At 68.9% G+C, this 24,506-nt stretch carries 22 protein-coding genes, 1 tRNA gene and 1 pseudogene; 9 read left to right on the top strand and 15 right to left on the bottom strand.

All coding sequences use genetic code 11. The annotated features are described in order from the left end of the window. Position 1: 1 nt before the first annotated feature. Complete coding sequence (locus AC3ENO_RS08990) at positions 2–280, bottom strand: ArsR/SmtB family transcription factor (RefSeq protein ID WP_331791497.1); 279 nt, start codon at positions 278–280, stop codon at positions 2–4. Positions 281–374: 94 nt separating this feature from the next. Here AC3ENO_RS08990 and AC3ENO_RS08985 point away from each other — a divergent pair, with 94 nt between their 5' ends. Then, positions 375–989, top strand: coding sequence for a hypothetical protein (locus AC3ENO_RS08985; protein ID WP_434970296.1), 615 nt, complete (start codon positions 375–377; stop codon positions 987–989). 43 nt (positions 990–1,032) lie between these two features. Here AC3ENO_RS08985 and AC3ENO_RS08980 read toward each other — a convergent pair whose 3' ends face one another. Beyond that, on the bottom strand, positions 1,033–1,527 hold the full coding sequence (locus AC3ENO_RS08980; RefSeq protein ID WP_434970295.1) for a GNAT family N-acetyltransferase: 495 nt from the start codon (positions 1,525–1,527) through the stop codon (positions 1,033–1,035). A 17-nt stretch (positions 1,528–1,544) separates the two neighbouring features. Continuing rightward, positions 1,545–2,861: an FAD-dependent oxidoreductase gene (locus AC3ENO_RS08975; RefSeq protein ID WP_434970294.1), complete on the bottom strand. Its 1,317-nt coding sequence runs from the start codon at positions 2,859–2,861 to the stop codon at positions 1,545–1,547. A gap of 87 nt (positions 2,862–2,948) precedes the next feature. Between AC3ENO_RS08975 and AC3ENO_RS08970 the strand changes: the two genes are divergently transcribed. Continuing rightward, positions 2,949–3,299 carry a metalloregulator ArsR/SmtB family transcription factor gene (locus AC3ENO_RS08970; protein ID WP_434970293.1) on the top strand — a complete coding sequence of 117 codons (351 nt, stop codon included), beginning with the start codon at positions 2,949–2,951 and terminating at the stop codon, positions 3,297–3,299. 50 nt (positions 3,300–3,349) lie between these two features. Here AC3ENO_RS08970 and AC3ENO_RS08965 read toward each other — a convergent pair whose 3' ends face one another. Further along, positions 3,350–6,436: an alpha/beta hydrolase gene (locus AC3ENO_RS08965; protein WP_434970292.1), complete on the bottom strand. Its 3,087-nt coding sequence runs from the start codon at positions 6,434–6,436 to the stop codon at positions 3,350–3,352. A gap of 141 nt (positions 6,437–6,577) precedes the next feature. Here AC3ENO_RS08965 and AC3ENO_RS08960 point away from each other — a divergent pair. Further along, positions 6,578–6,769, top strand: a pseudogene (locus AC3ENO_RS08960) (MerR family transcriptional regulator); the annotation flags it as partial. Between the two features lie 18 nt (positions 6,770–6,787). On the opposite strand, the gene AC3ENO_RS08955 reads toward AC3ENO_RS08960, so the two are convergent. Then, positions 6,788–6,955, bottom strand: coding sequence for a hypothetical protein (locus AC3ENO_RS08955; protein ID WP_434970316.1), 168 nt, complete (start codon positions 6,953–6,955; stop codon positions 6,788–6,790). Here AC3ENO_RS08955 and AC3ENO_RS08950 point away from each other — a divergent pair. After that, complete coding sequence (locus AC3ENO_RS08950) at positions 6,954–7,421, top strand: VOC family protein (RefSeq protein WP_434970291.1); 468 nt, start codon at positions 6,954–6,956, stop codon at positions 7,419–7,421. The two genes, AC3ENO_RS08955 and AC3ENO_RS08950, sit on opposite strands and share 2 nt — an antisense overlap. A gap of 159 nt (positions 7,422–7,580) precedes the next feature. Here the strand turns inward: AC3ENO_RS08950 and AC3ENO_RS08945 are convergent. Together AC3ENO_RS08945 and gltX are read right to left on the bottom strand one after the other, a co-directional pair. Further along, positions 7,581–7,652 (bottom strand) — tRNA-Gln (locus AC3ENO_RS08945). Between the two features lie 82 nt (positions 7,653–7,734). After that, positions 7,735–9,255 (bottom strand): glutamate--tRNA ligase, encoded by a 1,521-nt coding sequence (gltX, locus tag AC3ENO_RS08940; RefSeq protein WP_434970290.1) that lies wholly within the window; start codon positions 9,253–9,255, stop codon positions 7,735–7,737. A gap of 146 nt (positions 9,256–9,401) precedes the next feature. Between gltX and AC3ENO_RS08935 the strand changes: the two genes are divergently transcribed. Beyond that, complete coding sequence (locus tag AC3ENO_RS08935; protein ID WP_434970289.1) at positions 9,402–10,811, top strand: DUF222 domain-containing protein; 1,410 nt, start codon at positions 9,402–9,404, stop codon at positions 10,809–10,811. Between the two features lie 140 nt (positions 10,812–10,951). On the opposite strand, the gene AC3ENO_RS08930 is transcribed toward AC3ENO_RS08935, so the two are convergent. Then, positions 10,952–11,947 (bottom strand): LysR family transcriptional regulator, encoded by a 996-nt coding sequence (locus AC3ENO_RS08930; RefSeq protein ID WP_434970288.1) that lies wholly within the window; start codon positions 11,945–11,947, stop codon positions 10,952–10,954. Positions 11,948–12,028: 81 nt separating this feature from the next. On the opposite strand from AC3ENO_RS08930, the gene AC3ENO_RS08925 reads away from it, so the two are divergent. After that, positions 12,029–13,135, top strand: coding sequence for an aminotransferase class V-fold PLP-dependent enzyme (locus AC3ENO_RS08925; RefSeq protein ID WP_434970287.1), 1,107 nt, complete (start codon positions 12,029–12,031; stop codon positions 13,133–13,135). Here AC3ENO_RS08925 and AC3ENO_RS08920 read toward each other — a convergent pair. The 5 genes from AC3ENO_RS08920 to AC3ENO_RS08900 form a co-directional block, all read right to left on the bottom strand. Then, the gene (locus AC3ENO_RS08920) at positions 13,132–14,406 is read right to left on the bottom strand and encodes an MFS transporter (RefSeq protein ID WP_434970286.1); all 1,275 of its coding nucleotides are present in this window, start codon (positions 14,404–14,406) and stop codon (positions 13,132–13,134) included. The genes AC3ENO_RS08925 and AC3ENO_RS08920 overlap by 4 nt on opposite strands. Further along, a complete protein-coding gene (locus tag AC3ENO_RS08915; RefSeq protein ID WP_434970285.1) occupies positions 14,403–15,182 on the bottom strand; it encodes a fumarylacetoacetate hydrolase family protein in 780 nt (259 codons plus the stop codon). The genes AC3ENO_RS08920 and AC3ENO_RS08915 overlap by 4 nt, the downstream gene beginning before the upstream one ends. Positions 15,183–15,195: 13 nt before the next feature. Beyond that, positions 15,196–16,302, bottom strand: coding sequence for a branched-chain amino acid aminotransferase (locus AC3ENO_RS08910; RefSeq protein WP_331791484.1), 1,107 nt, complete (start codon positions 16,300–16,302; stop codon positions 15,196–15,198). Between the two features lie 72 nt (positions 16,303–16,374). Continuing rightward, complete coding sequence (locus AC3ENO_RS08905) at positions 16,375–17,427, bottom strand: 3-isopropylmalate dehydrogenase (RefSeq protein WP_434970284.1); 1,053 nt, start codon at positions 17,425–17,427, stop codon at positions 16,375–16,377. Further along, a complete protein-coding gene (locus tag AC3ENO_RS08900) occupies positions 17,390–19,000 on the bottom strand; it encodes an MFS transporter (RefSeq protein ID WP_434970283.1) in 1,611 nt (536 codons plus the stop codon). The genes AC3ENO_RS08905 and AC3ENO_RS08900 overlap by 38 nt, the downstream gene beginning before the upstream one ends. Positions 19,001–19,081: 81 nt before the next feature. Here AC3ENO_RS08900 and AC3ENO_RS08895 point away from each other — a divergent pair, with 81 nt between their 5' ends. Beyond that, positions 19,082–19,633 carry a TetR/AcrR family transcriptional regulator gene (locus AC3ENO_RS08895; protein ID WP_434970282.1) on the top strand — a complete coding sequence of 184 codons (552 nt, stop codon included), beginning with the start codon at positions 19,082–19,084 and terminating at the stop codon, positions 19,631–19,633. 43 nt (positions 19,634–19,676) lie between these two features. Here the strand turns inward: AC3ENO_RS08895 and serA are convergent, their stop codons facing one another. Further along, positions 19,677–21,281: a phosphoglycerate dehydrogenase gene (serA, locus tag AC3ENO_RS08890; protein WP_434970281.1), complete on the bottom strand. Its 1,605-nt coding sequence runs from the start codon at positions 21,279–21,281 to the stop codon at positions 19,677–19,679. A gap of 160 nt (positions 21,282–21,441) precedes the next feature. Here serA and AC3ENO_RS08885 point away from each other — a divergent pair, with 160 nt between their 5' ends. Then, entirely contained in the window at positions 21,442–22,506 is a 1,065-nt protein-coding gene (locus AC3ENO_RS08885) for an aminoglycoside phosphotransferase family protein (protein WP_434970280.1), read from the top strand. Continuing rightward, the gene (locus tag AC3ENO_RS08880; RefSeq protein ID WP_434970279.1) at positions 22,503–23,897 is read left to right on the top strand and encodes an MFS transporter; all 1,395 of its coding nucleotides are present in this window, start codon (positions 22,503–22,505) and stop codon (positions 23,895–23,897) included. Before AC3ENO_RS08885 ends, AC3ENO_RS08880 begins: the two co-directional genes overlap by 4 nt. Here the strand turns inward: AC3ENO_RS08880 and AC3ENO_RS08875 are convergent. Continuing rightward, complete coding sequence (locus AC3ENO_RS08875) at positions 23,879–24,505, bottom strand: class I SAM-dependent methyltransferase (RefSeq protein WP_434970278.1); 627 nt, start codon at positions 24,503–24,505, stop codon at positions 23,879–23,881. The genes AC3ENO_RS08880 and AC3ENO_RS08875 overlap by 19 nt on opposite strands. Position 24,506 lies beyond the last annotated feature (1 nt).

Below are 24,506 nucleotides of genomic sequence, written 5' to 3'. Positions count from 1 at the left end.
GTCATTCCTTCGTCTGGGGAAGCCATCGATCGGTCAATCCGCTCAACGGAGCGGTGTCGAGGTAGTGCAGTTTGGTGCGACCGGCGCGCTCGGAACGAACGAGGCCTGCCTCTTCGAGCACCGCGAGATGCTGCGAGATCGCCTGCCGGGTCATCCCGACCCCGTGATGCACGGCGAGTCGGCCGCATATCTCGAACAGGCTCTGGCCATCGCGCTGCGCCAGCTCGTCCAGGATCAGTCTCCTGGTCGAGTCGGCAAGCGCGTGAAAGACATCGCCCACACCCGGACAATACGCAAGTAACTACTTGCATGTCAATGCCCCGTTGGGACTTGTGGCCGATGCTGTCACGCCTGCCACCGGCGACGATGGAGCCGTGGATGCCGAGAGCACAGATCGCGCGGAACTCTGGTGGCTTCCGGTCGGCGCGGGAGGAATGGTTGTGGCGCGCACGAGCAGATGGTGGGAGCTGCTGTCGGCTCGTCACGACCGCAGAGCGCCGCAACAGCTCGTGCACGCAGCGCTCGAGCTGTTCACGGACGGCGGCCGATTCGTCATTGAGATGACGCCGCAGTGGGGGCAGCCACAGGATGCCTCGGGGGTTGTCACTACCGGACCGGTGGGCCTGCGCGCGCTGGGCCGATTCCGGCTGTTCCGATACGAGGTCCGCGCGTGGCCCGAGGGGACCCTGCCCGATCGCGCGTATGCCGTGGCACCGCCGACCGTCATCACGCTGGGCCGGACGCGGGCACACGCGCTGCTCGACGCCCTTCCCGACATCCCTCGTCACACCTGGGGGCGTGTCGTTCCACCTACCGGCGACATGTGGAACAGCAACTCACTGATCGCGTGGGCGCTCTGCCGAGCAGGCATCGACGCGATGACTCTCACTCCCCCGGTCGGTTGCCGGGCGCCGGGCTGGGCGGCGGGTGTCGCGGCGGGAAGCCAGCAGCAGCACACGCAACCGACATCAGCATCGACGAGATCGTGAGCTCAGCATCGACGAGATCGTGAGCTGATGGAGCTCGATGAGCTCAGTCGACGCCGTTGCGAAGTGACCGACGCTCGATGAGGATCGTGTCCCGCCACTGGCCGGCATGAGGCCCGAGCTGTGAGCGAGCGATCCGTTCGCGTCGCCCCACGACCCGGAACCCGCACGACTCGTGCAGACGAAGGCTCGCGACGTTCTCGGGGAAGACGCTGGACTGGATCATCCAGAACCCCGCCGCATCCGCATCCGTCACGAACCGCCCGAGCAGCGCACGCCCGACGCCTCGGCCCTGGTACTCGGGCGCGACATAGACGGAGTGCTCGATGACGCCCCGGTAGGCGGCGCGTGTCGACACGGGTGAGGCCGCCGCCCACCCGACGACCTCCCCCGCCTCACTGACACTCACAAGACGCGGCACCGAGACCTTGCCCGCGTCGAAGCCTGCCCAGTCGGGCGTCTCAGTCTCGAAGGTCGCCTCGCCGCCCGCGATTCCCGCCGCGAAGATCCGCTCGACACTCGCCCAGTCCGCCGACGTCATCGGACGCACCGTCGTCGTCAACAGCACGATCCAGTGCCGGCAGCATCCGTCGAGCACACGCCCGTCGCCGGCAGCGTCAACTGCACCGAGGATGCCGACTCGAGATCGCCGTCGAGCCACGCGGCGACCGAACGCACCTGCTCATAACCGGTGGCAAGCAGGAAGGTCGGGGCACGACCATACGACTTCATGCCCACGATGAAAAAGCCGCGCTCGGGATGCTGCAGCTCAGCGAACCCGTGGGGAGGCACGGTTCCGCAGGAGTGGACATTCGGGTCGATCAGCGGCGCGAGACGGCGGGGCGCCTCGACAACGTCGTCGAGTTCGAGACGGATCTCCCGCAGCATCCCGAGATCCGGGCGGAACCCCGTCGCATTCACGACCAGGTCGGTTTCGTGCACCGCGGGCTCCCCGTCGCGGGTGCCGAGCAGCAGTACTCCGGTCTCGGTGCGCTCTGCGCGGGAGATGCGGAACGAATCCACGATCTCGATCTGCCCGGATGCCACGAGCTGATCCGTGCGAGCCCCCAGACGCGCACGACCTGGCAGCTCGTCGGCCTCGGATGCGGTGACGCGCGACGCCGACGGCGTGCGCAGCAGCCAGGTGATGCGGATCCCGGGCTCGCGCTCTGCGAGGTCGGCGAGCGCCAGCAGCGTGTTGGCAGCGGAGTGGCCCGCACCGACGACGGTCGTGTGGCGCCCAGCGAAAAGCTCCCGGTCGGCGCCGAGGACATCCGGCAGCGCGTGGAGCACGCGGTCGGCGACCTCTGCGCCGCCCCGCAGGTCCAGTCCAGATGCGGCGAGCGGGTTGGGGGTCTCGTAGGTTCCGGAGGCGTCGATGACCGCCCGGGCGCGCAGTTCCGAGGGCTGCCCGTCGGCATCTTCGATCTGCACGAGGAAGGGCACACGGGCTCGTCCCTGCGTGCGAGTGCGGTCGATCCCGTCCTTCCCGACAGCGGTCACCCGCGTCGACAACCGGGTCCGCGACGCAATCGCATCGAGCGCAGCGAGGGGCGCGAGGTACTCGTCGACCAGTTCCTGCCCGGTCGGCATCCGATCGAGATCGCTCGGCGCACTCCAGCCGGCTTCAGCGAGAAGTCGCTCGGCGGCGCGGTCGATAAGAGTGCGCCACGACGAGAACAGGCGCGTGTGCCCCCAGCGTCGCACCGACGATGCCACGCCGTCGCCGGCCTCCAGGATGACGACCTCGATGCCGCGTTCGAGCAGGTGCGCGGCGGCGGCGAGCCCCACGGGGCCTGCGCCGATGATGACCACGGGGAGCGTTCCGAGGCCGTCGCCGACAGCGGGGCGAGCAGTGAAATCGAGCAGTGTCATGGATGCCTCCGGGCGATCTCGAACGGATGTCGAAGGTCAGTATGTCCCCCTATATCGAAATCTGTCAATATTCACTATCATCGATGTATGACCGCCCTCGACATCATCCCCGCCACGACCGCACCGGCCTGCTGCGCGCCACTTGCGACGGCGCCTCTCGCCCAGGAGGATGCACAGGACCTGGCATCCGCGCTGAAGGCGCTCGCCGACCCGGCGCGGTTGAGGTTGCTGTCGATCGTCGCGGCGAGCGAAGGTCAGGAGGCGTGCGTCTGCGACCTCACCGAACCGATCGGACTCGCCCAACCGACCGTGTCTCACCACCTCAAGGTGCTCACCGACGCGGGCTTTCTCACCCGCTCCAAGCGCGGCACATGGGCCTACTTCCGGCTCGTGCCCAGCGCGCTGGATCGGGTGGCGGACTTCATCCGTCCGGAGTGAAAACCGAGGCCGAACGGTCATCCAGCCGTCGGCGCGCGCTCTGACTCCGCTCAGAGCCTGCGTCTGCGGCGTACTTCCGTGGTCAGGACGGCTCCAGTCCCGGTCAGCATCGCGGCAACGACGGCAAGGGCGATCCATACGGCCCCGTCGGCGCCGGTGTGGGCGAGGGGCCTGCCGCCACCGCTTGTGGCGGGGGATCCCGTGACGGTCGGTGAGGCCGTTGGGTCTGCCGTGGGCGATGGCTGCCCATCCCGGACGACCGCGGTCGCCTCCTGGACGCGGTTCGATCCTGCGCCGCGGGCGACGATGGTGACCGGGCCGAGGGGCGCGTCAGCGGCGATCACCGTGTCGATCTGGGCGGTGCCGTCGGCCCCCGCGATCACCGCAGGGAGCGGGTCGCCGCCCACGGTTGCCATGACTGCCTCGCCGACGCGGAAGCCGGTGGCCGTCAGGCGCACCGACGAACTCCGCGCAGGTGCGGTATCCGAGAGGTTCAGTGCGCCCGGCGCCCGCGAGGCAACCAACTCCGCGCACACGTCGCCTTGCACGCCGTATGCCGGTACCGCGTCTGCGCCAGCACCTCCGACCCCGTCATCCTCACGGACCAGGATGCTGGAGAAGTCCGATGACCCCGACACCGCTTCCCGGCTCGTCGTCGCTGCCGTGCCGGCCACGGCGAGCGCCGAACCGGACGAATCGTGGTCGCCGACGATCAGCACCGGAACGGGCACGCACGTCTGGCCCGGAGCGAAAGTGACGCGTTCAGCCCCGAGCCCGGCCGGCGGCGCGGAGCCACCCGGACCGGGCATCGTGCCGACGTACGCGCTGACAGGAACCGCAGCGGGTCGGTCCAGCCACGCCGCCACATACGCGGTCCACGGCTCGGTTCCCTCCTCGACACGAGTCATCGCTATGTTGACCGCTGACCGCGTCACGGGCGCGGGAGTCCCCGCTGCCGGAGAATCGAAGGCGAGGTCGGAGAGGATGACCGAGCCGAAGACCACTCCGTCTGCACCGATCTGCGGCTCGAGTCGCACCTCACGGATGTCTCCGAGATCAACATCCGTCACATCAGCAAGCGGCAGAGTGATCTGCTGCAGCACGATCTTGTCCAGCTGCGGTGCGCCGCCCGGCATCCGGTTGACCGCGTACGGGTTGAGAGAGGATGCCGCCACGGAGTACTCGAGACCTGCGCCATCGACCAGGGTGATCGCGAAGTCCGTTCCCAGCGACACCTCATCCCCCGGTGCCGCCTTCAGTGTCAGCTGGCTGCGACCGCGCACATCCCGCAACTGGTCGGGCACAATCACCCGCAGCTGCGTCGCGCCGGTGTCGTCCCACCGGAAGACCGTCGCGGGAAACAGCGGCACGTACGCCGCGAGCATGCCCGGATTCCAGTGCGGCACCTGCGCATCGAAGCGGCCCGAGCAGGACGGATTCTCGGCCGTGGGCATCGACCCCTCGCACACCTCGACGGTCGCGTTGCCCTCCACCACGATGAACGCGTCGCCCGCCACGAAGTCCGTCACGAGGTCGGTCGCCGACCGCGCCTGTGTCGCGATCACCCGGATGTCGGCGAAGGGAATCCGGTTGGTCGTCGGCGCGATCGTCCCGTCGAGGAGCGGCTGGAACTGGGCCTCACCGCCCAGGGTGTAGCGGAAGAAGCCCGTCATCAACGTCACGCCGACCTGATACTGCTCCGCGGCGGTCAGCCGCGTCGGGTCCGACGTCGAGCACGACGACGTCGTGTCGGTGGGATCCCAGTCATCCGCTCCCCCGGCGGGATACTCACCGGGGGTCCACACCGTGCTGAAGAAGTTGTGGTTGGCGCCCATCACCCACACGGCCGACCGCAAGACGTCGTCACCGAACGCATGGCGCGAGTCGTCGATGTACTTCTGGCCCTGCTGGTCGGACACGTCGCCGTCGCAATACGGCAGCACCGCCATGGTCGTCACATCCGAGAGCGTGCGACGGGCGAAGTCGGTCGGCGCGAGCGGGAGGACCGAGAGGATGCCGTACTGCTGCTCCTCGGCGGCGTTCAGCTGTGCGGCAGTGACGACGCCTTCGCCGCCGCGCGAATGCCCCATCAGACCCACGCGGCTGAGGTCGAAGCGCCCCTGGAGTTCCGCGGCGGCCAGTCCCGACGGGGGCGCCGGCTGATCCGCGCGCGCCACCGCCCGCGCGAGCGCCTCATCGAAGCTACGGTCCACGGGGTCTGCACCATCGGGCCGGTCCTCGAAGCTCACCGTCTCGCCGCGATTGAGCCGGTCGAGTATGTCGAGAGCGTCGAGCACGAGCCGCCCCCGCGCCTGGGCGCCCTGATCGAGTGTGAGTTCGGCATCCGTCGCATTGATCGCGTTCGCCGAGACCGAGATGACGTGGTAGCCGTGCGACGCGAGGGCGCGCCCCGTCTCTTCGTATCCGAGGTACGACCGGATGACCATCCGATCGTCGGCGCATGGCCACGCCGACTCGGACTCTCCTGTGATCGCATCGCCGCACGTGGCGTGCCGGCCGTGCTGCAGCACCACGACCGGCCGTTGGCCCGTCGCCGAGCTCAGGTAGAGCTTGCCCGTCACCTCCCCGCGGGTGTCCTCGTACCCGGCGAGAGCCACAGCGCGGTCACCGAAGTCGTACTCGGCCTCCGTCACCGTGTAAGGGCCCGGCTCGGAAGGATCGGCAATCGAGGCGGTGGGCGCGAGCGCGTCGAGCTGATCCTGGAGCACGTCGTTCTCTGGCTCGGGGGCGCTGCGCTGCCCAGGCCCACGTGGTCCCTGCTCCCCCGCCTTCGGACCCGAACCCGAGGCCCAGCCCTTCACGACATCGCGCGCGGACGCGACGCGTTCATCGAAGGTCGTCACGGTGAGCGTGCGGCCGCCCTCGCTCGTGCGCGCGATCCCGACCGTCTCGCCGTCCACGATGAGCGTGGGCGCGTCACTGACGACGGGCAGCGGCTCGTCCAGGTGCAGCGTCACGATGTACCCGCCGGGCGCCCGCTCGACCGTCCAGTCCTCGCCCGACGCCACGACGCTCTCGCTTGCGGACTGAGCAGCTGCGGGCATAGCCACGGCTCCGGTCAGCAGGAGAGCCAGGATCGAGACGGCAGCGAAGGAACGGCGCAGGCGCAGCTGCATGGGCACATCTCCGGGGTCAGCGGACGAGCAACCCCGGGGACACCCGATCCCCCCAGGTCACGTGATCTTTCGAGAGTAAACCAGACGCTCACCTCCGTGCAGGCATCCGACCGCCGGTCCTCGGCGCGCGAGAATGGACCGATGCGGATCGGTGAGCTTGCGGCCACGACGGGTGTCAGCATCCGTTCGCTGCGGTACTACGAGGCTCAGGGGTTGCTCCATCCTCAGCGAACCGCCAGCGGGCAGCGTATTTATGACGAATCGGCTCCCGCCGCAGTCGCGCAGATCCGCGCGCTGCTGGATGCCGGATTCTGTAGTTCCGTCATCAGTGAGCTTCTCCCTTCTCTGGCGTCACCGAATCCGGATGCCGCGCGGCTGCGGCACGCGTTCGATGCGGCAGCAGATCGACTTGAGGATGAGAAGCGCGCAATCGACGCCGAGCTCGACGCCCTGGCTCAGCTGCGTCGAAGCCTCGGCCTTGACCCTGACACCCACGTCAGGGCGCACAGTGGTGAGCATGGAACTGTCCGAACCACCACGCCAGCTGCGTTTGATCATCGAGACCGACGACTTCGATAGCGCCCTCCATTTCTACCGCGACGTTCTCGGCATGCCCGAGCAGCCCGCGTTCGCAACACGAGGCGATGACCGCGTCGCGATCCTTCATGCGGGTCTCGCAACGATCGAACTGGCAACTCCCACGCACGCCCGCGCGATCAACGCGATCGAGAACGCCCCGACATCCGAGTCAGGCACGGCGCTGCGCATCGCGCTGGAAGTCACCGACACGACAGGTGCGGTCGCGGCAGCGGAGGCATCCGGCGCGTCCGTGATTGCACCGCCGGTAGAGACCCCGTTCCGCACGATCAACGCGCGGGTTCAGGGACCGGCGGGATGGCAGATCACGTTCTTCCAAGAGCTCGAAACGCTCGAGGTCCGCACGACACGCAAAGGCTTCGCGGCCGACGCCGATCGGCCGAGGTAGACGGATCGCCAGCCTCACGCTGCGACTCCCAGAGTGCCGGAGTCGCGGCCTGCCCACCAGGCAGTGCTGACATAGCGCACACCGGACGATCCCGAAGCCGACCTGTATGGACCCTCAGCGTCAACGACGAAACCCGCGGTATTCCGCGGGTTTCTCTTGCTGGGGTACCTGGACTCGAACCAAGAACAACTGAACCAGAATCAGCCGTGTTGCCAATTACACCATACCCCAAGGGTTCCCGCCGGAACGGGCGCCGAGGGTCAAGTCTAGACGACGCCCAAGGCCCCGCCAAACCACGCCCGGCTTCGGCGCGTCACGACGCCGCGAGGTGCGCCACGAGCGCCCCCAAGCGCGAGATCGACGCATCCTTGCCGAGCAGTTCCATCGACTCGAACAGCGGCGGCGAGACCCGGCGACCACTGACCGCGACCCGGAGCGGACCGTACGCGACGCGCGGCTTCAGCCCGAGTCCGTCGATGAGCGCCCCCGAGAGCGCCTCCTGGATCGCCGCGGCAGTGAACTCCGCCTCGGGGATCAGCTCGATCGCGCCGACACTCGCCACCAGCACCTCCCCCGCATTGGCGGGCAGGGACTTCAGCGCATCGTCCTCGTAGGTGACGGCATCCGTGAACAAGAACCCGAGCAGTCCCGGAGCGTCGCCGAGCAGCTGCATCCGTTCCTGCACGAGCGGGGCGGATGCCGCGAGCATGCGCTCCTGCGCATCCGTCATCGGATCCGACACGACGCCCGCGGCGACGAGGTACGGCACGAGGCGGGCGGCGAAGTCATCGGCAGCCAGCATCCGGATGTGGTCGCCGTTGATCGACTCGGCCTTCTTCTGATCGAAGCGCGCGGGGTTGGGGTTGACGTCGGCGATGTCGAACGCGGCGACGAGTTCGTCGAGCGAGAACACGTCACGGTCGGGAGCGATCGACCAACCGAGGAGGGCGAGGTAGTTGAGCAGCCCCTCGTGGATGAAGCCCTTCTCGCGCTGCAGGAAGAGGTCGGCCTTCGGGTCGCGCTTGGAGAGCTTCTTGTTGCCCTCCTCCCCCAGCACGAGCGGCATGTGACCGAACCGGGGCACGAAGTCGGTGACTCCCGCGGCCACGAGCGCGTCATAGAGCGCGAGCTGACGTGCCGTGGACGGCATGAGATCCTCACCACGGATGACGTGAGTGATGCCCATGAGCGCATCGTCGACCGGGTTCACGAACGTGTAGAGCGGCACGCCACCGGCGCGCACGACGACGAAGTCGGGGAAGGAACCCGCCGGGAAGGTGACCTCGCCGCGGATGAGGTCGACGTAGGTCAGGTCGTGATCGGGCACGCGCAGCCGCCAGGCGGGCTCGCGGCCTTCGGCACGGAACGCCGCCTTCTGCTCGTCGGTCAGGTCGCGGTCGTAGTTGTCGTAGCCGAGCTGCTTGGCCCGTCCCGCCGCCTCGTTGCGGGCGTCGATCTCTTCGGCGGTCGAGTAGCTCTCGTACACGACGCCGGCCTCGACGAGCTTCTCGAGCACCCCGCGGTAGATCTCGTGCCGCTGCGACTGCCGGTACGGCGCGTGGGGTCCACCGACCTCGACGCCCTCGTCCCAGTCGATCCGCAGCCACCGCAGCGCATCGAGCAGCTGGTGGTAGCTCTCCTCGGAGTCGCGTGCGGCATCCGTGTCTTCGATCCGGAAGACGAGCGTGCCGCCGTTGTGCCGCGCGTAGGCCCAGTTGAACAGCGCCGTGCGCACGAGACCGACGTGCGGCAGCCCCGTCGGCGAAGGGCAGAAGCGGACGCGGACGTCGGTTCCGGTGGCGGTCGTGGTGGCGGGATGCGGTGACGCGGGCATAGGGACCCAGTCTAGTTGCGAGAGGGGCGCCGACAGCAGCGCCGCTGATTCGTTGATTCCTCCCCAGGATCGAGATTCGGATGGTCTGCCTCTTCGTCCTTATGTTCTATATATCGATGTCGGTGGTGGGCTCTAGAGTCGTAGACATGAACGATCCGCTGGCCAACCTCCTCGACGCCCTCGACGGCGTCGTAGGATCGTGGCCGGTGTCGGCGGGCGGTGAACGCCTTCCGATCGAGAGCCTCGACGAGACGCAGTTGGTCGCCGCCAACGATCATCTCGGTCGACTTCGACGTCATCTGGATGCCGTCCACGCGCGCGTCGCCTCCGAGATCGCACGACACTCCCGCCCCGAGCTCGGACCCGACGGCCTGGCCAAGAAGCACGGCTACCGCAACCCGATCGCGCTCGTCGCGGCGACGACCGGCACGACCAACGGCGATGCCGCACGGCTCGTCGCCGTCGGCGAGGCGACCGCACCTCGACCCACGTTCAGCGGCGAGGATGCGCCGGCTCGGCATCCGCACGTCGCTGCCGGACTCTCATCGGGGAGCATCGGCATGCCCGCTGCGGCGGCGATCATCGCGATGCTCGACCGGGTGGCGATGCGCTGTGACCGCGAGATCCTGGATGCTGCGGAGCAGACGCTCGTCCAGCAGGCGGCCGGCCTGACTCTCGACCAGCTCGCCAAGGTCATCGCGCGCGCCGAGGCTCACCTCGACCCCGACGGCCTCGAGCCGAAAGAGTCCGAGCTACGGGCGGATCGCGCACTGCACATGTTCGAGCGGGCCGGGTTGCTGCACCTGCGCGCCACCCTCGACCCCGAGACCGCCGCACCCATCAAGACCGCGATCGAAGCGCTCGTCTCGGCCGAGTTCCGCGCCCAGGCCGACGCGCTCGGCGGCGGCGCCGCGAATGGCGCGGGATCGGAACACCTGCGCGCACTCTCCCCCGCCGACGCGGATGCTCCTCGACGCACGGTTCCGCAGATGCAGGCCGACGCCCTCGCGCTGCTCGCCTCCCACCTCCTCGGCTGCGACCACAAGGACGTCCCCATCGAAGGTGCGACCGTCGTGGTCCGGATGACGCTCGAGCAGCTCACCGAGGGCACCGGAGCCGCCCTCATCGACGGTATCGACCAGCCCGTCTCGGTGGCGACGGCCCGTCGGTTGGCAGCCGGGGGCGGCGTCATCCCCTGCGTCCTCGGATCCCACGGCGAGATCCTCGACTGGGGCCGCGAGAAACGGCTCTTCACCCGGGCACAGAAGCTCGCTCTTGCCGAACGCGACGGCGGATGCGCCGGCTGCGGACTCCCACCCGGAATGACCAAAGCCCACCACATCCGATGGTGGGCGAGGGATGCCGGACCCACCGATCTCGACAACGGCGTACTCCTGTGCGATTCGTGTCATCATCGCGTACACGACAACGGCTGGGAGATCCGTATCGACGGCACCGGCGTCACGGCACGGGTCTGGTTGATCCCGCCTCGCCATGTCGACCCGGCCTGCACTCCCCGCCTCGGCGGGCGAGCCCGATTCGACTACGCGGCCTGACGGTGACGCGCGGCAGCGCCGGCGTGAGGAGCGGTGCGTCCAGGTCGCCGCGCGGTAGTGCAGGCGTGGGTACAGGCGAGCCCAGGTCGCCGCGCGGTGCGACTCAGCCGGCCGGTCTAGGTCAGTTGCAGCTAGGACATCTAGGTCGCCGCGCAGGTCGTGCCCGGGCCGTGCGTGCGGTCGCCCAGCGAATGGCAGACCCGTTCCAGGGCATCGATCGTCGTGCGCACGGCGGGCACCCGATCGGCGCCGTGCGCCGTGACGACGTGCAGTCTGCGCTGCTCCCCCGGCGGCAGCGGACGCGTGAGGATGCCGGCAACCGGCGGAAACGAGGCGACAGCCAGCCGCGGCAGCGTCGCCACCCCGATCCCCTGGGCGACGAGACCCTCCACAGCGGCCACGTTGTCGGTCTCGAAGGTGATGCGCGGCGAGAATCCCGCCCGTCCGCACATCTCGAGCAGGTGACCCCGACAGCGCGGGCATCCGGCGATCCAGTTCTCGTCTGCGAGCGCCGCGACGTCCACACCCTCGGTCCCGGCAGCGGCATGCCCCTCGGGAAGCACCAGCATGAGCTCATCGGTGCCGATCGCCCGCACCGCGAGCCCGCGGGCACTCTCGCCGTGCGGATCGTCCCGGTCCCCTGGATAGCTGAAGGTCACCGCGATGTCGGCGCGATCCTCGCGCACCGCCTCAACCGCCTCGGGAGGCTCGGCCTCGACATAGGTCACGGTCAGCCCAGGGGCGGATACCGCCAGCTCCCGCAGCAGCCGCGGCACGATCGTCGGCGACGCCGAGGGGAAGCCCACGAGCCGCACCCGCGCCCGCCGCAGACCGCGGATCTCGGCCAACTCGTCGGCGGCGGCATCCAGCGCGGTCGTGACGGCCGGCGCGTGGCGCGCCAGCACCCGACCTGCCTCGGTCAGGCGCAGGCGCCTTCCCACCCGCTCGACAAGCGGCATGCCCAGCCGCGCCTCCATGCGCTTGACCTGCTGACTGACGGCTGGCTGACTGTAGCCCAACGCGGCAGCGGCGCCCGTAATCGATCCCTCGTCGGCGATGGCGCGGATGACGCGCATTGCATGCACGTCCAGCTCGCCCGAGAGCGGCCCGAGCTCGTCCGCACGTCTATCGACCATCCTCGAATCATAACGGCACGTCATGCTTTTGATTGAATACCTGCCATAGACGAATTGCTGCGCGACGACGACGCTGGACTCATGACCGGCCCCCTCGCCCCCGCCGACGGCACCGCCGCCACCACCACGTCGGAGTGGCAGCTTCCCGCGGCACTGATCGCGCAGGAATTCCCTGCCGCGCGCGGCTACCTCAACGCGTCGAGCGTCGGTCTCATGGCCCACTCCACCCGCGCCGCCATGATCGACGATCTCGACCGCGGGTGCCTCGCCCACCCCGACATCTCGCGGTACACGACGATCGTCGAGAACACCCGCGAGACCTACGCCGGTCTCGTCGGCGTCAGTCCGGATCGGGTGGCGATCGGCTCACAGACCTCCGCCTTCGTCGCACTGATCGCCGCGAGCCTGCCTGCCGGCGCCGAAGTCCTCGTCCCGGAATGCGAGTTCGCCTCTCTCGCGGCCCCGTTCGCCCACGCCCCGCAGGGGCTGACCGTGCGCACGGCGCCGCTGGCCGACCTCGCCGCGCGCATCGACGACGAGACCGCGCTGGTCGCCTTCTCGCTCGTCCAGTCCTGCGACGGCGCCGTTGCCGACACGGATGCCGTCACTGCCGCCGCCCGGGCCCACGGCGCCCGTACCCTGTGCGACACCACACAGGCGGTGGGATGGCTGCCGGTGGACGCCGGCCCCTTCGATGCCACGATCTGCCACGCGTACAAATGGCTCGGAGCCCCTCGGGGTGTCGCCTTCCTCACCGTCTCGGAGGAGTTCGCTCCCCGTATCCCACCGCTGTTCGCCGGCTGGTACTCCGCGGCAGACCCGTGGACCTCGCTCTACGGTCACGAGCACCCTCTCGCCGAGACCGCCCGCCGTTTCGACCTCTCACCGGCGTGGCAGGCCTTCGTCGGCGCGGAGGCGGCACTCCACCTTGCCGCGGGTCTTGACCAGGGTGCCGTACACGACCACACGACGACGATGGCCGCGACCTTCCGGGCACGTCTTGACCTGCCAGAGCCGACGATCCCCAGCGCGATCGTCAGCTGGGACGACCCGACCGGGGGCGATCTCGCACGCCTCAGGGCTGCCGGCATCACCGCATCCGGCCGCGCAGGCCGCGCCCGCGCAGCCTTTCACCTGTACAACACGGCCGCCGACGTCGACGCTGCTGCACGCGCCCTCGGACGCTAGGTCGACGCGCCAGGTCCTGGCTCGTCGCCACGGATCCGACCAAGAGGCGCGAGCACGACGGTCGCGATGACCGCGATGCCGACGACCAGGGCGAGGCCCGCGAATCCGATCCATCCGAGCACGACACCCGACACGATCGCGCCGACCGCGCCCACGAGGCTCATCGACAGGTCGTTGATACCCTGCCGCCTCGTCCGGCGAAGCTCCGATGAGGACTCGGTCAGCAGCGCCGACCCCGCCACCGTGGCGGCGCTCCATCCCAGTCCGAGCAGAATCAGCGCAACGGTGACGGCCGCGGTCGATTCGGCGCCGAAGAAGACCGTGAGCACGGATGCCGCCAGCAGCGCCTGCCCGACCAGGATCGTCGGGATGCGACCCACGCGGTCGGCCAGGATGCCGAACACCGGCGACAGGGCATACATCCCGGCGATGTGCAGGCTGATGGTCAAGCCGATGATCGTGAGACTCGCCCCGTGGTGCAGCATATGCACCGGCGTCATCGCCATGATCGAGACCATGACGCCGTGGGCCGCGGCATTCGCGAAGATCGCGAAACGTGCCGGGGTCGGACGGTCTGGCTTGACGATCTGGGCGACGACGCGGTCACTGCGACGCTGCGCGACCGTCTGCGCCACCAAGAGCGGGTCGGGGCGCAGCGCGAACAGGTAGACGACAATGCTCAGCGCTTGAGCGACGATCGTGAAGACATACGGTCCGGTGAGGGGCGGCATGCCGAGCGCGTCCCCGATCGCCTGGCCCGGTTGCACGAGGTTCGGGCCGAGCACGGCGCCGATGGTCGTCGCCCACACCACGATCGAGAGGTCACGGCCGCGGGTGGCATCCGTGGCCAGATCGGCCGCCGCGAATCGGGATTGCAGGTTCGCGGTCTGCCCCGCTCCGACCAGTCCGAAAGCCAGCAGCAGCAGCGGGAACGAACGCAGCGCGGCGGCGGCCACGACGAGGGTCACACCCACGAGCGCGATGGCCATTCCGGAGGCGAGTGAGATGCGCCGACCGCGGCGCCGCGCCAAGGCTGCCAGCGGAACCGCGAGCGCGGCAGTGCCGAGCGTCACTCCCGCCGCGGCCAGACCCGACAGCGACTCGTCTCCGGCCACATCCGCGGCCAGCACCGCGCCGAGCGAGACTGTCGCGCCGAAGCCGAGTCCGCCGAGCACCTGCCCGGCGGAGAGCACCCACACGGTGCGCCGTTGGATGCCGGCGAGTTCTCGTGCCTCCTGGTGGTCGTCGACCCACTCTGTGAGCGGGCTCACGGACGCGGCTCGGCCACCCGCGCCGTGTTGCGCAGGACCCCCAGGCCGTCGATGGCGACCTCCACGACGTCGCCCGCGACGAACGGCCCGACGCCCGCGGGCGTCCCGGTGAGGATGACGTCGCCCGGCAACAGGGTGAACACCGCCGACGCGTAGGCAATGATGTCGGCAACCGAATGGATCATGTCCGCGATCGACCCCCGCTGCGCGACCTCGCCGTTTCGCCGCGTCGTCAGTTCCGCGCCGCCACCCAGATCGAACTCGGTTTCGATGACCGGGCCGAGCGGGCAGAAGGTGTCGAAGCCTTTGGCCCGCGCCCACTGCCCATCGGCGCGCTGCAGATCCCGCGCTGTCACGTCGTTGCCGATCGTGTAGCCGAAGACGTAGTCCAGGGCGGCATCCGGTGTCACGTTCTTCGCGATTCGGCCGATCACCACCGCCAGTTCGCCCTCGAAGTCCACGCGCGATGACTGCGGCGGCAACACGATCGCGTCATCCGGTCCGATGACGGCCGTATTGGGCTTGAGGAACAGCAGCGGCTCGGTCGGCGCTTCGCTGTCCATCTCGGCGGCGTGATCGTGATAGTTCTTGCCGACGCACACGACCTTCGACCGCGGAATGACCGGCGCAAGCAACGTCACGTCAGTGAGCGGAACCCGCTCCCCTGTGGTGTCGTACCCGGCGAACATCGGGTCGCCCGACAGGACGACCAGTTCCCGCTCATCGAGGATGCCGTAACGGATGCTGTCATCATGGCTGAATCGAGCGACTCTCACCGACCCTGCCTCCTCAGCCGCCCAGCCGGTGCAGCCAACCATGCCGGTCTTCGGCGTGGCCGTACTGGATGTCGGTGAGTTCCTGCCGCAGCTCGAGCGCAAGCGAGCCGACCGGCTGCTGATCGACGAAGTCGCGACCCTTGAGCACACCGATCGGGGTCACCACCGCGGCCGTGCCGCACGCGAACACCTCGACGATGTCGCCGGATGCCACACCCTCGCGCCACTCGCGTAGCGAGATGTTGCGTCCCTGCACGTGGAGTCCCCGGTCGGCGGCCAACTGCAGAATCGAGTCCCGGGTGACGCCCTCGAGGATCGAGTCGGACTGCGGGGTCACGACGGTGCCGTCCTTGAAGACGAACACGATGTTCATCCCGCCGAGCTCTTCGACGTTGCCGTCCTGGTCGAGGAAGACGACCTGATCGCACTCGTTCTCGTAGGCCTCGGACTGCGGCAGCAGGCTGGCCGCATAATTGCCGCCGGTCTTGGCCGCACCCGTGCCGCCCTTGCCTGCCCGCGAGTAGTCCTCGCTCAGCCAGATCGTCACGGGGGTCACGCCGCCCTTGAAGTAGGCGCCTGCGGGGCTCGCGATGACGTAGTAGCCGACCTTGTGCGCGGGGCGCACGCCCAGGAACGCCTCTTTGGCGAACATGAACGGTCTCAGGTACAGGCTCTGGTTCTCGCCCGAGGGCACCCAGGCGCCGTCGACGGCGATGAGTTCCTCGAGCGACTGGATGAAGTACGACACCGGAAGCTCGGGAAGGGCGAGGCGTCGCGCCGAGCGCTGCAGCCTGCGACCGTTCTGGTCGGGACGGAACGTGTGGATCGAACCGTCCGCGTGGCGGTAGGCCTTGATGCCCTCGAACACTTCCTGCGCGTAGTGCAGAACTGCAGCGGCGGGGTCGAGGGCGAGCGGGCCGTACGGCTTGACCTGAGGCTTGTGCCAGCCGCCGCCGACCGACCAGCAGATGTCGACCATGTGGTCGGTGAAGTGCACGCCGAAGCCGGGGTTGGCGAGGATCGCCTCGCGCTCGGCATCCGTCTTGGCCTGCAGGTTCTTGGCGACGTGGAACTGCAGGGGCTCGAGTCCGGCGTCGGGGTCGGTGTCAAGAAGTGTCATGTCGAAATCCAGTCGTTCGAGCGCGTCGGTGTCGGAATCGCCCGGCGATCCGGGGAGCCGAATGGCTCCAGGCTACGCCTGAAGGCGGGCGACGATCGCGTCACCGATCTGCGCAGTGGTGCGGGCGGCATCGCCCCGGTCCGCGATGTCCTCCTCCACCGCACGGGTGACGCGGGCGGATTCCGCGTGCAGCCCGAGGTGATCGAGCAGCATCGCGATGGACAGGATCGCAGCGGTGGGGTCGGCCTTCTGCTGACCCGCGATATCGGGCGCCGATCCGTGGACGGGCTCGAACATCGAGGGGAACGCGCCGTCGGGGTTGATGTTCCCCGATGCGGCGAGGCCGATGCCTCCGGTAATGGCGCCGGCCAAGTCGGTGAGGATGTCGCCGAAGAGGTTGTCGGTGACGATCACGTCGAAGCGGTCGGGGTTCGTGACCAGGAAGATGGTGGCCGCATCGACGTGGAGATAGTCTACGGCGACGTCAGGGTGCTCCTGCGCCACCTCGTGGACGATTCTCTGCCAGATTCCGCCGGCGTGCACGAGCACATTGGTCTTGTGAACGAGCGTGAGCTTCTTGCGTCGGCGCTCGGCCAACGCAAACGCGTAGCGGACGACGCGCTCGACTCCGAACGCGGTGTTGACCGACGTCTCGTTCGCGACCTCCTGCGGTGTGCCCTTGCGAATCGCACCGCCGTTGCCCACATACGGCCCTTCGGTGCCCTCGCGCACGACAACGAAGTCGACCTCGCCGGGGTTCGCGAGCGGGCCGGGGGCACCCGTGTAGAGCTTCGCGGGGCGCAGGTTCACGTAGTGGTCGAGCTCGAACCGCAGCTTCAGCAACAGTCCCCGCTCGATGTTCGCGTCCTTGAGGCGAGGATCCCCGGGAACGCCACCGACCGCGCCGAGCACGATCGCGTCGTGTGCCTTGATGGCCTCGAGGTCGGCATCCGTGAGCGTGTCCCCGGTTTCCAGGTAGCGGGCGGCGCCCAGCGAGAACGGGGTCTTCTCGAAGCGGATGCCGCTGTCCGCGGTGACCGCATCGAGAACCTTCATGGCCTCGGCGACCACCTCGACGCCGATGCCGTCACCGGGAATGACCGCTAGCTTCACCTCGCGCGACATTGCTCTCCTCGTTCTCGGGGTGCGCCGTCTGACTCGCGGATGACGGCGTGGATCCCAGCGTAGTGGCCGCGATCACCGCCGCCAGGACCATGAGGCCGGCACCCACGGCGGCGGTCGCTGCCACCCCCGAATCGAATGCCGTGGCGGCGGCGGCGCGCAACGCCTCGGCGATCGGCGCCGCAAGATCCGCGGCTGCGACGTACGCCCCGGCGAGAGTCTCCCTCGCCTGCAGCGCGAGGTCGGCCGGGACGCCGGCAGGAATCGCGATCCCGGACCGGTAGGACGCGGTGAGGATGCTGCCGAGCACCGCCGTCCCCAGGACGGCACCCAACTCATAGGCCGTCTCGGAGACGGCGCTCGCGGCGCCCGCCTTGCTCGGCGGCGCGCTCGCAAGCACGAGTTCGTTGGACACGGTCTCGGCGGCACCGATTCCGATGCCCAGCAGCACGCTCGCCAACAGCAGCCAGCCGAGGTCCCCCTGCCCGGCGGTCACGGCGACCAGAACGTAGCCGCTGAACGAGAACAGGAGGGCCGTGGGCACGACGATGCGGGGCGCGATCCGCGCGGCGATCGGCACGACCAGCAGACCCGAGACGATGACGGATGCGAGCGAGGGCACCAGGGCGAACCCGGCCTGCACGGGCGAGAGCCCGACGATCAGCTGCAGGTGCTGGGCGATGAAGAACATGAACCCGACGAGGGAGATGACGCTCAGGAGGTTCACCAGCAACGCGCCGCTGAAGGTGCCTCGGGTGAACAGTCTCATGTCGAGCATCGGGGCGCGCGCGTGAAGCTGCCGACGCACGAACAGGACGCCGAAGACAACGCCCGCCGCGGCCGCGGCCACGACGATCGTCGAGAACCCGTGCACGGCGAACTCCTTGATCGCCCACACGATCGGCACCATCATCGCCATCGACAACAGGATGCTGAGAGCGTCGATACGGCCGGGAGCCGGGTTGCGACTCTCGGGAACCAGTAGCGGCGCGAGCACCAGCAGCGGCACGAGCACCGGAACGGCCATGAGGAACACGGATCCCCACGAGAAGTGTTCGAGCAGCACTCCCCCGACAATCGGGCCGAGCGCCGCGCCCGCCGAGAACATCGAGGCCCAGATCGCGATCGCGAGGCGACGCTGACGGCGGAGGGTGAAGATGCTGCGCAGCAACGCGAGTGTCGAGGGCATGATCATCGCGCCGAACAGGCCCATAGCAGCACGACCCGCGATGAGCCACTCGGCCGAGGGCGCGAAGGCCGACAGCGCTGACACGGTGGCGAACCCGGTGGCACCGATCAGCAGCATCCGTCGCCTGCCGAACCGGTCACCAAGGGTGCCCATCGTCACGAGGAGCCCCGCCAGAACGAGCGGGTAGGCGTCGATGATCCACAACTGCTGTGCGGCGGTCGGCGCGAGCGCGAGCGCGATCTCGGGCAGCGCGAAGCTCAACACCGTGTTGTCGACCGAGATCAACAACACGGGCAGCATCAGCACGACCAGCGCTGCCCAGCCGCGCCACGTCACGGGCCGCCCCTCGCTCTCGGCGATGCGGATGTCTTCGGTCAGGGTCGTCATATCGTCACCGTGTCACAAATTTCTATACCGTCTGGCTGGTATAGTAACAGTCATGAGGTCCGCCTGGCTAGCATCGAGCGCATGAGCCGTCCTCCCCACGCCCGAGAGAAGGTGCTCGATGCGTTCGAGTCCCTGCTCATCGCCGACGGCGAGCGCGCCGCAACGATGGATGCCATCGCACGGGAAGCGGGAGTCTCCAAGGGTGGTCTGCTCTACCACTTCGCCTCCAAGGAGGCACTCGAGGCAGCGCTCCTCACGCGCCTGGAGGAGTGTGTCGACGACGACCTCGCGCGGATGACGGCATCCGACGAAGGCCCCGTCGGGTATTACGTGCGCACCTCGGCAATGAACGGCACGGCTCTGGACCGGGCGATCCTCGCGGTCGCGCGGCTCGCACAGGCGGGGCGCGGTGCGGCCAGCGATGCGCTGCGCACCGTGCGGGAGCGGTGGAGCGAGACACTGCGTCCGCACGTCGCCGACAAGACCGCGCTCGATCTGGTCCTGCTCGTCAGCGACGGCGTCTACTACAACAACGCTCTTCAGCACGACGGACTGGCAACGCCGGTCCCCCGGGGCGATGACATGGATGCTCTCGTGGCCCTGATCGCGCGCGCCACCGCCCCCCGAGGCTGAACGGAGCGCGCGACGCTGAACCGCGGGCGGTCCGCGACGAGCCCTACGGCTCGACGATCTCGATCTGACGCAGCAGGTCGGCACCGATGGCCGACTGGATCTCCGCCAGCAGTTCGTCCGGCACGGCGGAGTCGACGGTCAGCACCGAGAGGGCGTGGCCTTCGGCATCCGGATGCGCCACCTGCAGCCCCTCGATGTTGATCCCCGCGTCGCCGAGCTTCTGCCCGTAGATCGCGACGATCCCGGGGCGGTCACCGTAGCGCATCACGACGTGGTGCCCGGCGATCGGTACCTCGATGTCGTAACCGTTGATCCCCACGACCTTCGGGACCATGCGTGTTCCGGCGAGCGTTCCGGCGACGCTGAGCACGGTGCCGTCCGAGAGCGTTCCGCGCAGCACCGTGAGATTGCGGTACTGCGGGCTCTCCGCCTCGACGATCATGCGGGTCTCGATCCCGCGCTGATCGGCGAAGAGCGGCGCGTTCACGTACGACACGTTCTCGCTGACGATGTTCGTGAAGATGCCCTTGAGCGCGGCAAGCCGGTAGACGCTGACGTCATAGGCTGCCAGCTCCCCCCGCACCTCGATATCGAGCGAGGTGAGCGCGCCGTAGGCGAGACCGGTGAAGAACTGGCCGAGCATCTCGACAAGACCGATCCCGGGGCGCACGAACGGGTCGATGACACCGCCGGCGACGTTGACGGCATCCGGAACGAGGTCGCCCTCGAGCGCGAGCTTGACGGACTTGGCGACCGAGACACCCGCCTTCTCCTGGGCCTCGTCGGTCGAGGCCCCCAGGTGCGGGGTTGCGACGACATTCGGGAGTGCGACGAGCTTCGCGGCAGCCGACTCCGGCTTCGGCGGCTCCGCGGTGAAGACATCGAGGCCCGCACCGGCGATCTGACCGGTCGTGAGCGCCTCCAGCAGCGCCTCTTCGTCGAAGAGGCCGCCGCGCGCGACGTTGATCACGTAGGCGGTGGGCTTCATCGCCGCGAGCTGCTCCGCGCCGATCATCCCGGTGGTCTCCGGGGTCTTCGGCATGTGCACGGTGAGGAAGTCGCTCTCACGCACGACGTCGTCGAAGCTCAGCAGCTCAACCCCGAGCTGCTGAGCGCGAGCGGGCGTGACGTAGGGGTCGTAGCCGACCAGGCGCACGCCGAAGGCGCGCATCCGTTCGGCCACAAGCGCGCCGATACGACCGAGGCCGAGGATGCCGACCGTCTTCTCGAACAGCTCTGCGCCCGTGAACGAACTGCGCTTCCACTGACCCTGCGCGAGGGATGCGTGCGCAGCCGGGATATGACGGGCAAGGCTCAGGATGTGCCCGACGGTCAGTTCAGCCGCCGAGATGACGTTCGATGTGGGGGCGTTGACGACCATGACCCCCGCGGCGGTGGCGGCCTTGATGTCGACGTTGTCGAGGCCGACTCCCGCACGAGCGATCACCCGGAGCTTCTGCGAGGACGCGATCGCCTCGGCATCCATCTTCGTGGCCGAACGGATGAGAACGGCATCGGCGTCGGCAAGGGCTGCCAGCAGCGCGGGCCGGTCGGTGCCGTCGACGCTGCGGACATCGAAGTCCGGGCCGAGCGCCTCGATCGTGGCGGGGGACAGTTGTTCGGCGATCAGGACGACCGGTTTGGACACGGGTGGATCCTTCGGAGCAGATGCGCCACGCGCACAGCGCGAGCACAGGGTGACGGGGATGCCGCGCCGCACGCCATGACGACGGGCCGCCGCCAGCCTATCGCGGGCACGGCAGGGACCCCGACCAGATGACGCGCTCGGAGCATGTCACACTCAGTCCATGCGCGTGGGTGCGGGTGAGCTCGAGCGAGCGTCGTGGTGGGAATCGATCCTCTCGTCCGAGGAAGGATCGGTGAAGTCGGTCAGCATCACACCCGACCTGGATGCGGCGGGGGCGACAAGTCGCATCGATCGGGTAACGATCACGCTCAGGCGCAGCTCCCGGGGCGATACGTCGGCACCACGACCCGCCGCCGTGACCGAGACCCGACGCTACGTCGTGAAGTCGAGCGGCGACTCGTTCCGGGGCACGGGACGTCGGCTGCCTCAGTGGCGGACCGAAAAGTCCTTCTACGACCACGTCGCCCCGCACGCGGGCGTGCGCACCCCGACGTGCCTGTGGTCCGTGGCGTCCGAATCGGGCGATGCGGGGATGCTGATCCTCGAGGACGTCGCGGCAACCGGAGCAGACCTCGACCCCCTTCGCACGGCCGATCTCGCCGACGCGCTCACCGCATACGCCGCCCTCCACGCGACGCCCGAGCGCCACGGCCGGCATCTGCCCCGCCACAGCTACCTGATGGCGGACGCGATCTCGGCCGTGTGGGACACGTTGCGCTCCGAGGTCGCCCGCAGGCGCCCGGATGCCGTGGAGATGTACGACAGCGTCTTCGCGAGGTACCCGCGACTGCTGGAGTGGGTCCGCCGGCGGGACGCGACGATCGCGCACGGCGACGCGACAGCGCGCAACGTGCTGCGGTGCGCAGGCGACAGCCGCGGCGGGCTCGCTCTGGTCGACTTCGGCACGGCGACCCTCGGCATACCGACCATAGACATCGCCCGGCTGGCGTCCGAGACGGAGGAGGGCGCCGGAAGCCGGGCTGCGCACCGGGCAGCGTGGGAGCTGTGGATGCAGCGCCTGTCCGAGCACGGGCGTCCGCCGCTGTCGCAGTGGCCCGACTACCTCGCAGGGCTCGCGCTGTGCGCACAGTTCGGAATGTTCCAGGAGGTCCCCCCGTGGGACAGCGGAACCCGGCACGACTCCTACCTGCGCGGGGCGCGCCTGCTGGAGTCGGCTCTGCGCGAGTGCGAGGTCGTCCGCTTCTTGGATGAGCTACCGTCGTGACCGGCCGCGCTGCCGCACCCGGCGCCGCCGTCGCTCTCGCGGCGGTCGCCATGAGCAACCTCCTGCTGGCCTGGGACCTCACCGGGATCGCGATCACGCTGCCGTCGCTGGATGCCACGTTCCAGCCGTCGGCATCGATGCTCATGTGGCTGCAGAACACCTTCCCCCTCGCTCTGGCCGCATGCGCTCCCCTCGCGTCGTTCCCGGCGCGTCGGATCGGCATCCGTCGCACCTTCATCGCCTCTGCCGCTGTGATGACGATCGCTGCCGCCGTCACGGCCGCGGCGCCGGGAACCACCGTGTTCCTCCTGGGACGACTGCTCCTGGGGGCGGCGAGCGCCGTCGCCGTCGCGGCGGGTCTGGCGCTGCTCACCGCGACTCGGGACGCGAAGGGGCTCTCGAGCGCGATCGCCGTCACGACGGCCTTCACCGCCGCCGGACTCGCGCTCGGCCCGCTCGCAAGCGGACTCCTGATCGATCTGTTCTCATGGCGGGGCGTGTTCGCCGTGCATACCGCGCTGGCTGCCGCCATCCTGCTCGTCTCCCTCCCCCTGCTGCGCACCGCACGCGGCGACGGCGAGCAGGCGCCGCCGACGTCCCCGTCTCTCGCGTTGCTCCTGAGCGCCGCGATCCTTGCAGGCGCCGTGGGAGTCCAGTCGCTGGTCGACGCACCGGCCCTCGGCGCGATCCTGATCGCGGGCACCGTGGCGGCGCTCACCGGATTCGTGCTCGCTGAACGACGCGCGCATTCCCCGTTCGTCCCTAGGCGCCTTCGGGGCTCTCGCGTCTTCTCGGTGACCCTGGCTCTCGGTGCCCTCGTGTATGCGGCGGTCGCAGCGTCGCAGCCTTTCCAGTCGCTCCTGCTGCAGCGCGCGGGGTGGTCGGCGACCGCCGCCGGCCTCTTCCTCGTTGCGGTGACCGGCGGGATCGCCGTGGGCAGCGGAGTCTCGTCCTGGGTGGTGACGCGTCTGGGCGTACGCACCACCGTGATCACCGGACTCGCGCTCTCGGCGATCGGTACCGCACTACTGATCGGAATGTCGACAGCGCCCATCGGACTCACGGTCGCGGCGATCGGCAACCTTCTCAGCGGAGTGGGAGTCGGCATTGCATCGCCGCAGGCCTTGTCGTGGGGCATGGGCGCCGCCGAGGATCCCTCGACGACGGCACCCGCCGCGACGGCCCAGACCACGGCCCGCCGAGCCGGCTCGGCCTACGGATATGCGCTGTTCAGTCTGCTGCCCGCCTACGGGATGTCCATCGCGATCGCGACGCCCATCATGTTCGCGATCGCCACCGTCCTGATGCTCGCGGCGCTCGTGGCCGCGCTCCAGGCCCCGCAGAACGCATCGGGCTCCGCGGAGCGCGTCGCTCAGCGACGAAGGTGGTAGACGAACCTCGGCACCGGATCGGTCGCCTGCGTGACGCTGGGTGCGACCAGTTCGATGTGCCATGCGGCGAACAGCCGCTCGAGCCCCGAATGGGTGAAGTGCCACGTCACGTCGTGCTCACGCACGACGCGGACCCGGTCACCGTCGCCCGGCGCGACACCGCCCTCGAACACGAGCAGTCCCCCGGGTGCCAGCGCGTCATGGATCTTGCCCACCAGCTGCTCGGGAGCCTGCGAGTAGTGCAGCGCCGACACGAGGAGCGCGATGTCGTAGTGGCCCATACGAGGAACGGTGCCCTCCCACGAGCGGTCCCAATCCAAGGCCGCGAAACCGACGTCGGGGAATCGCTCATGAGCGACCGCGATCACCTCGTCATCCGCATCGAACCCGAACACGAATGCGGCTCCCGACGATCGAAGACGTCCGCAGAAATAGCCCTCGTTGCAGCCGACATCGAGAGCCGAAGAGCCCGAGACGTCCGGCAGGGTCAGCGCGTCCCACTTGGCGTGGGAGTCCGAGAGACCGGGACGGTCGTCGAAGCTCTCGTACGCGAGCTCGTATCCCTCATTCGACGACGCGAATTCGCCGTCGACCCGCTCGGTTGTCACC

The sequence above is a fragment of the Microbacterium sp. bgisy207 genome (assembly GCF_057706855.1).
Note: the sequence above shows the minus strand (reverse complement) of the source record. Positions and strands in the feature narration are given on the sequence as shown.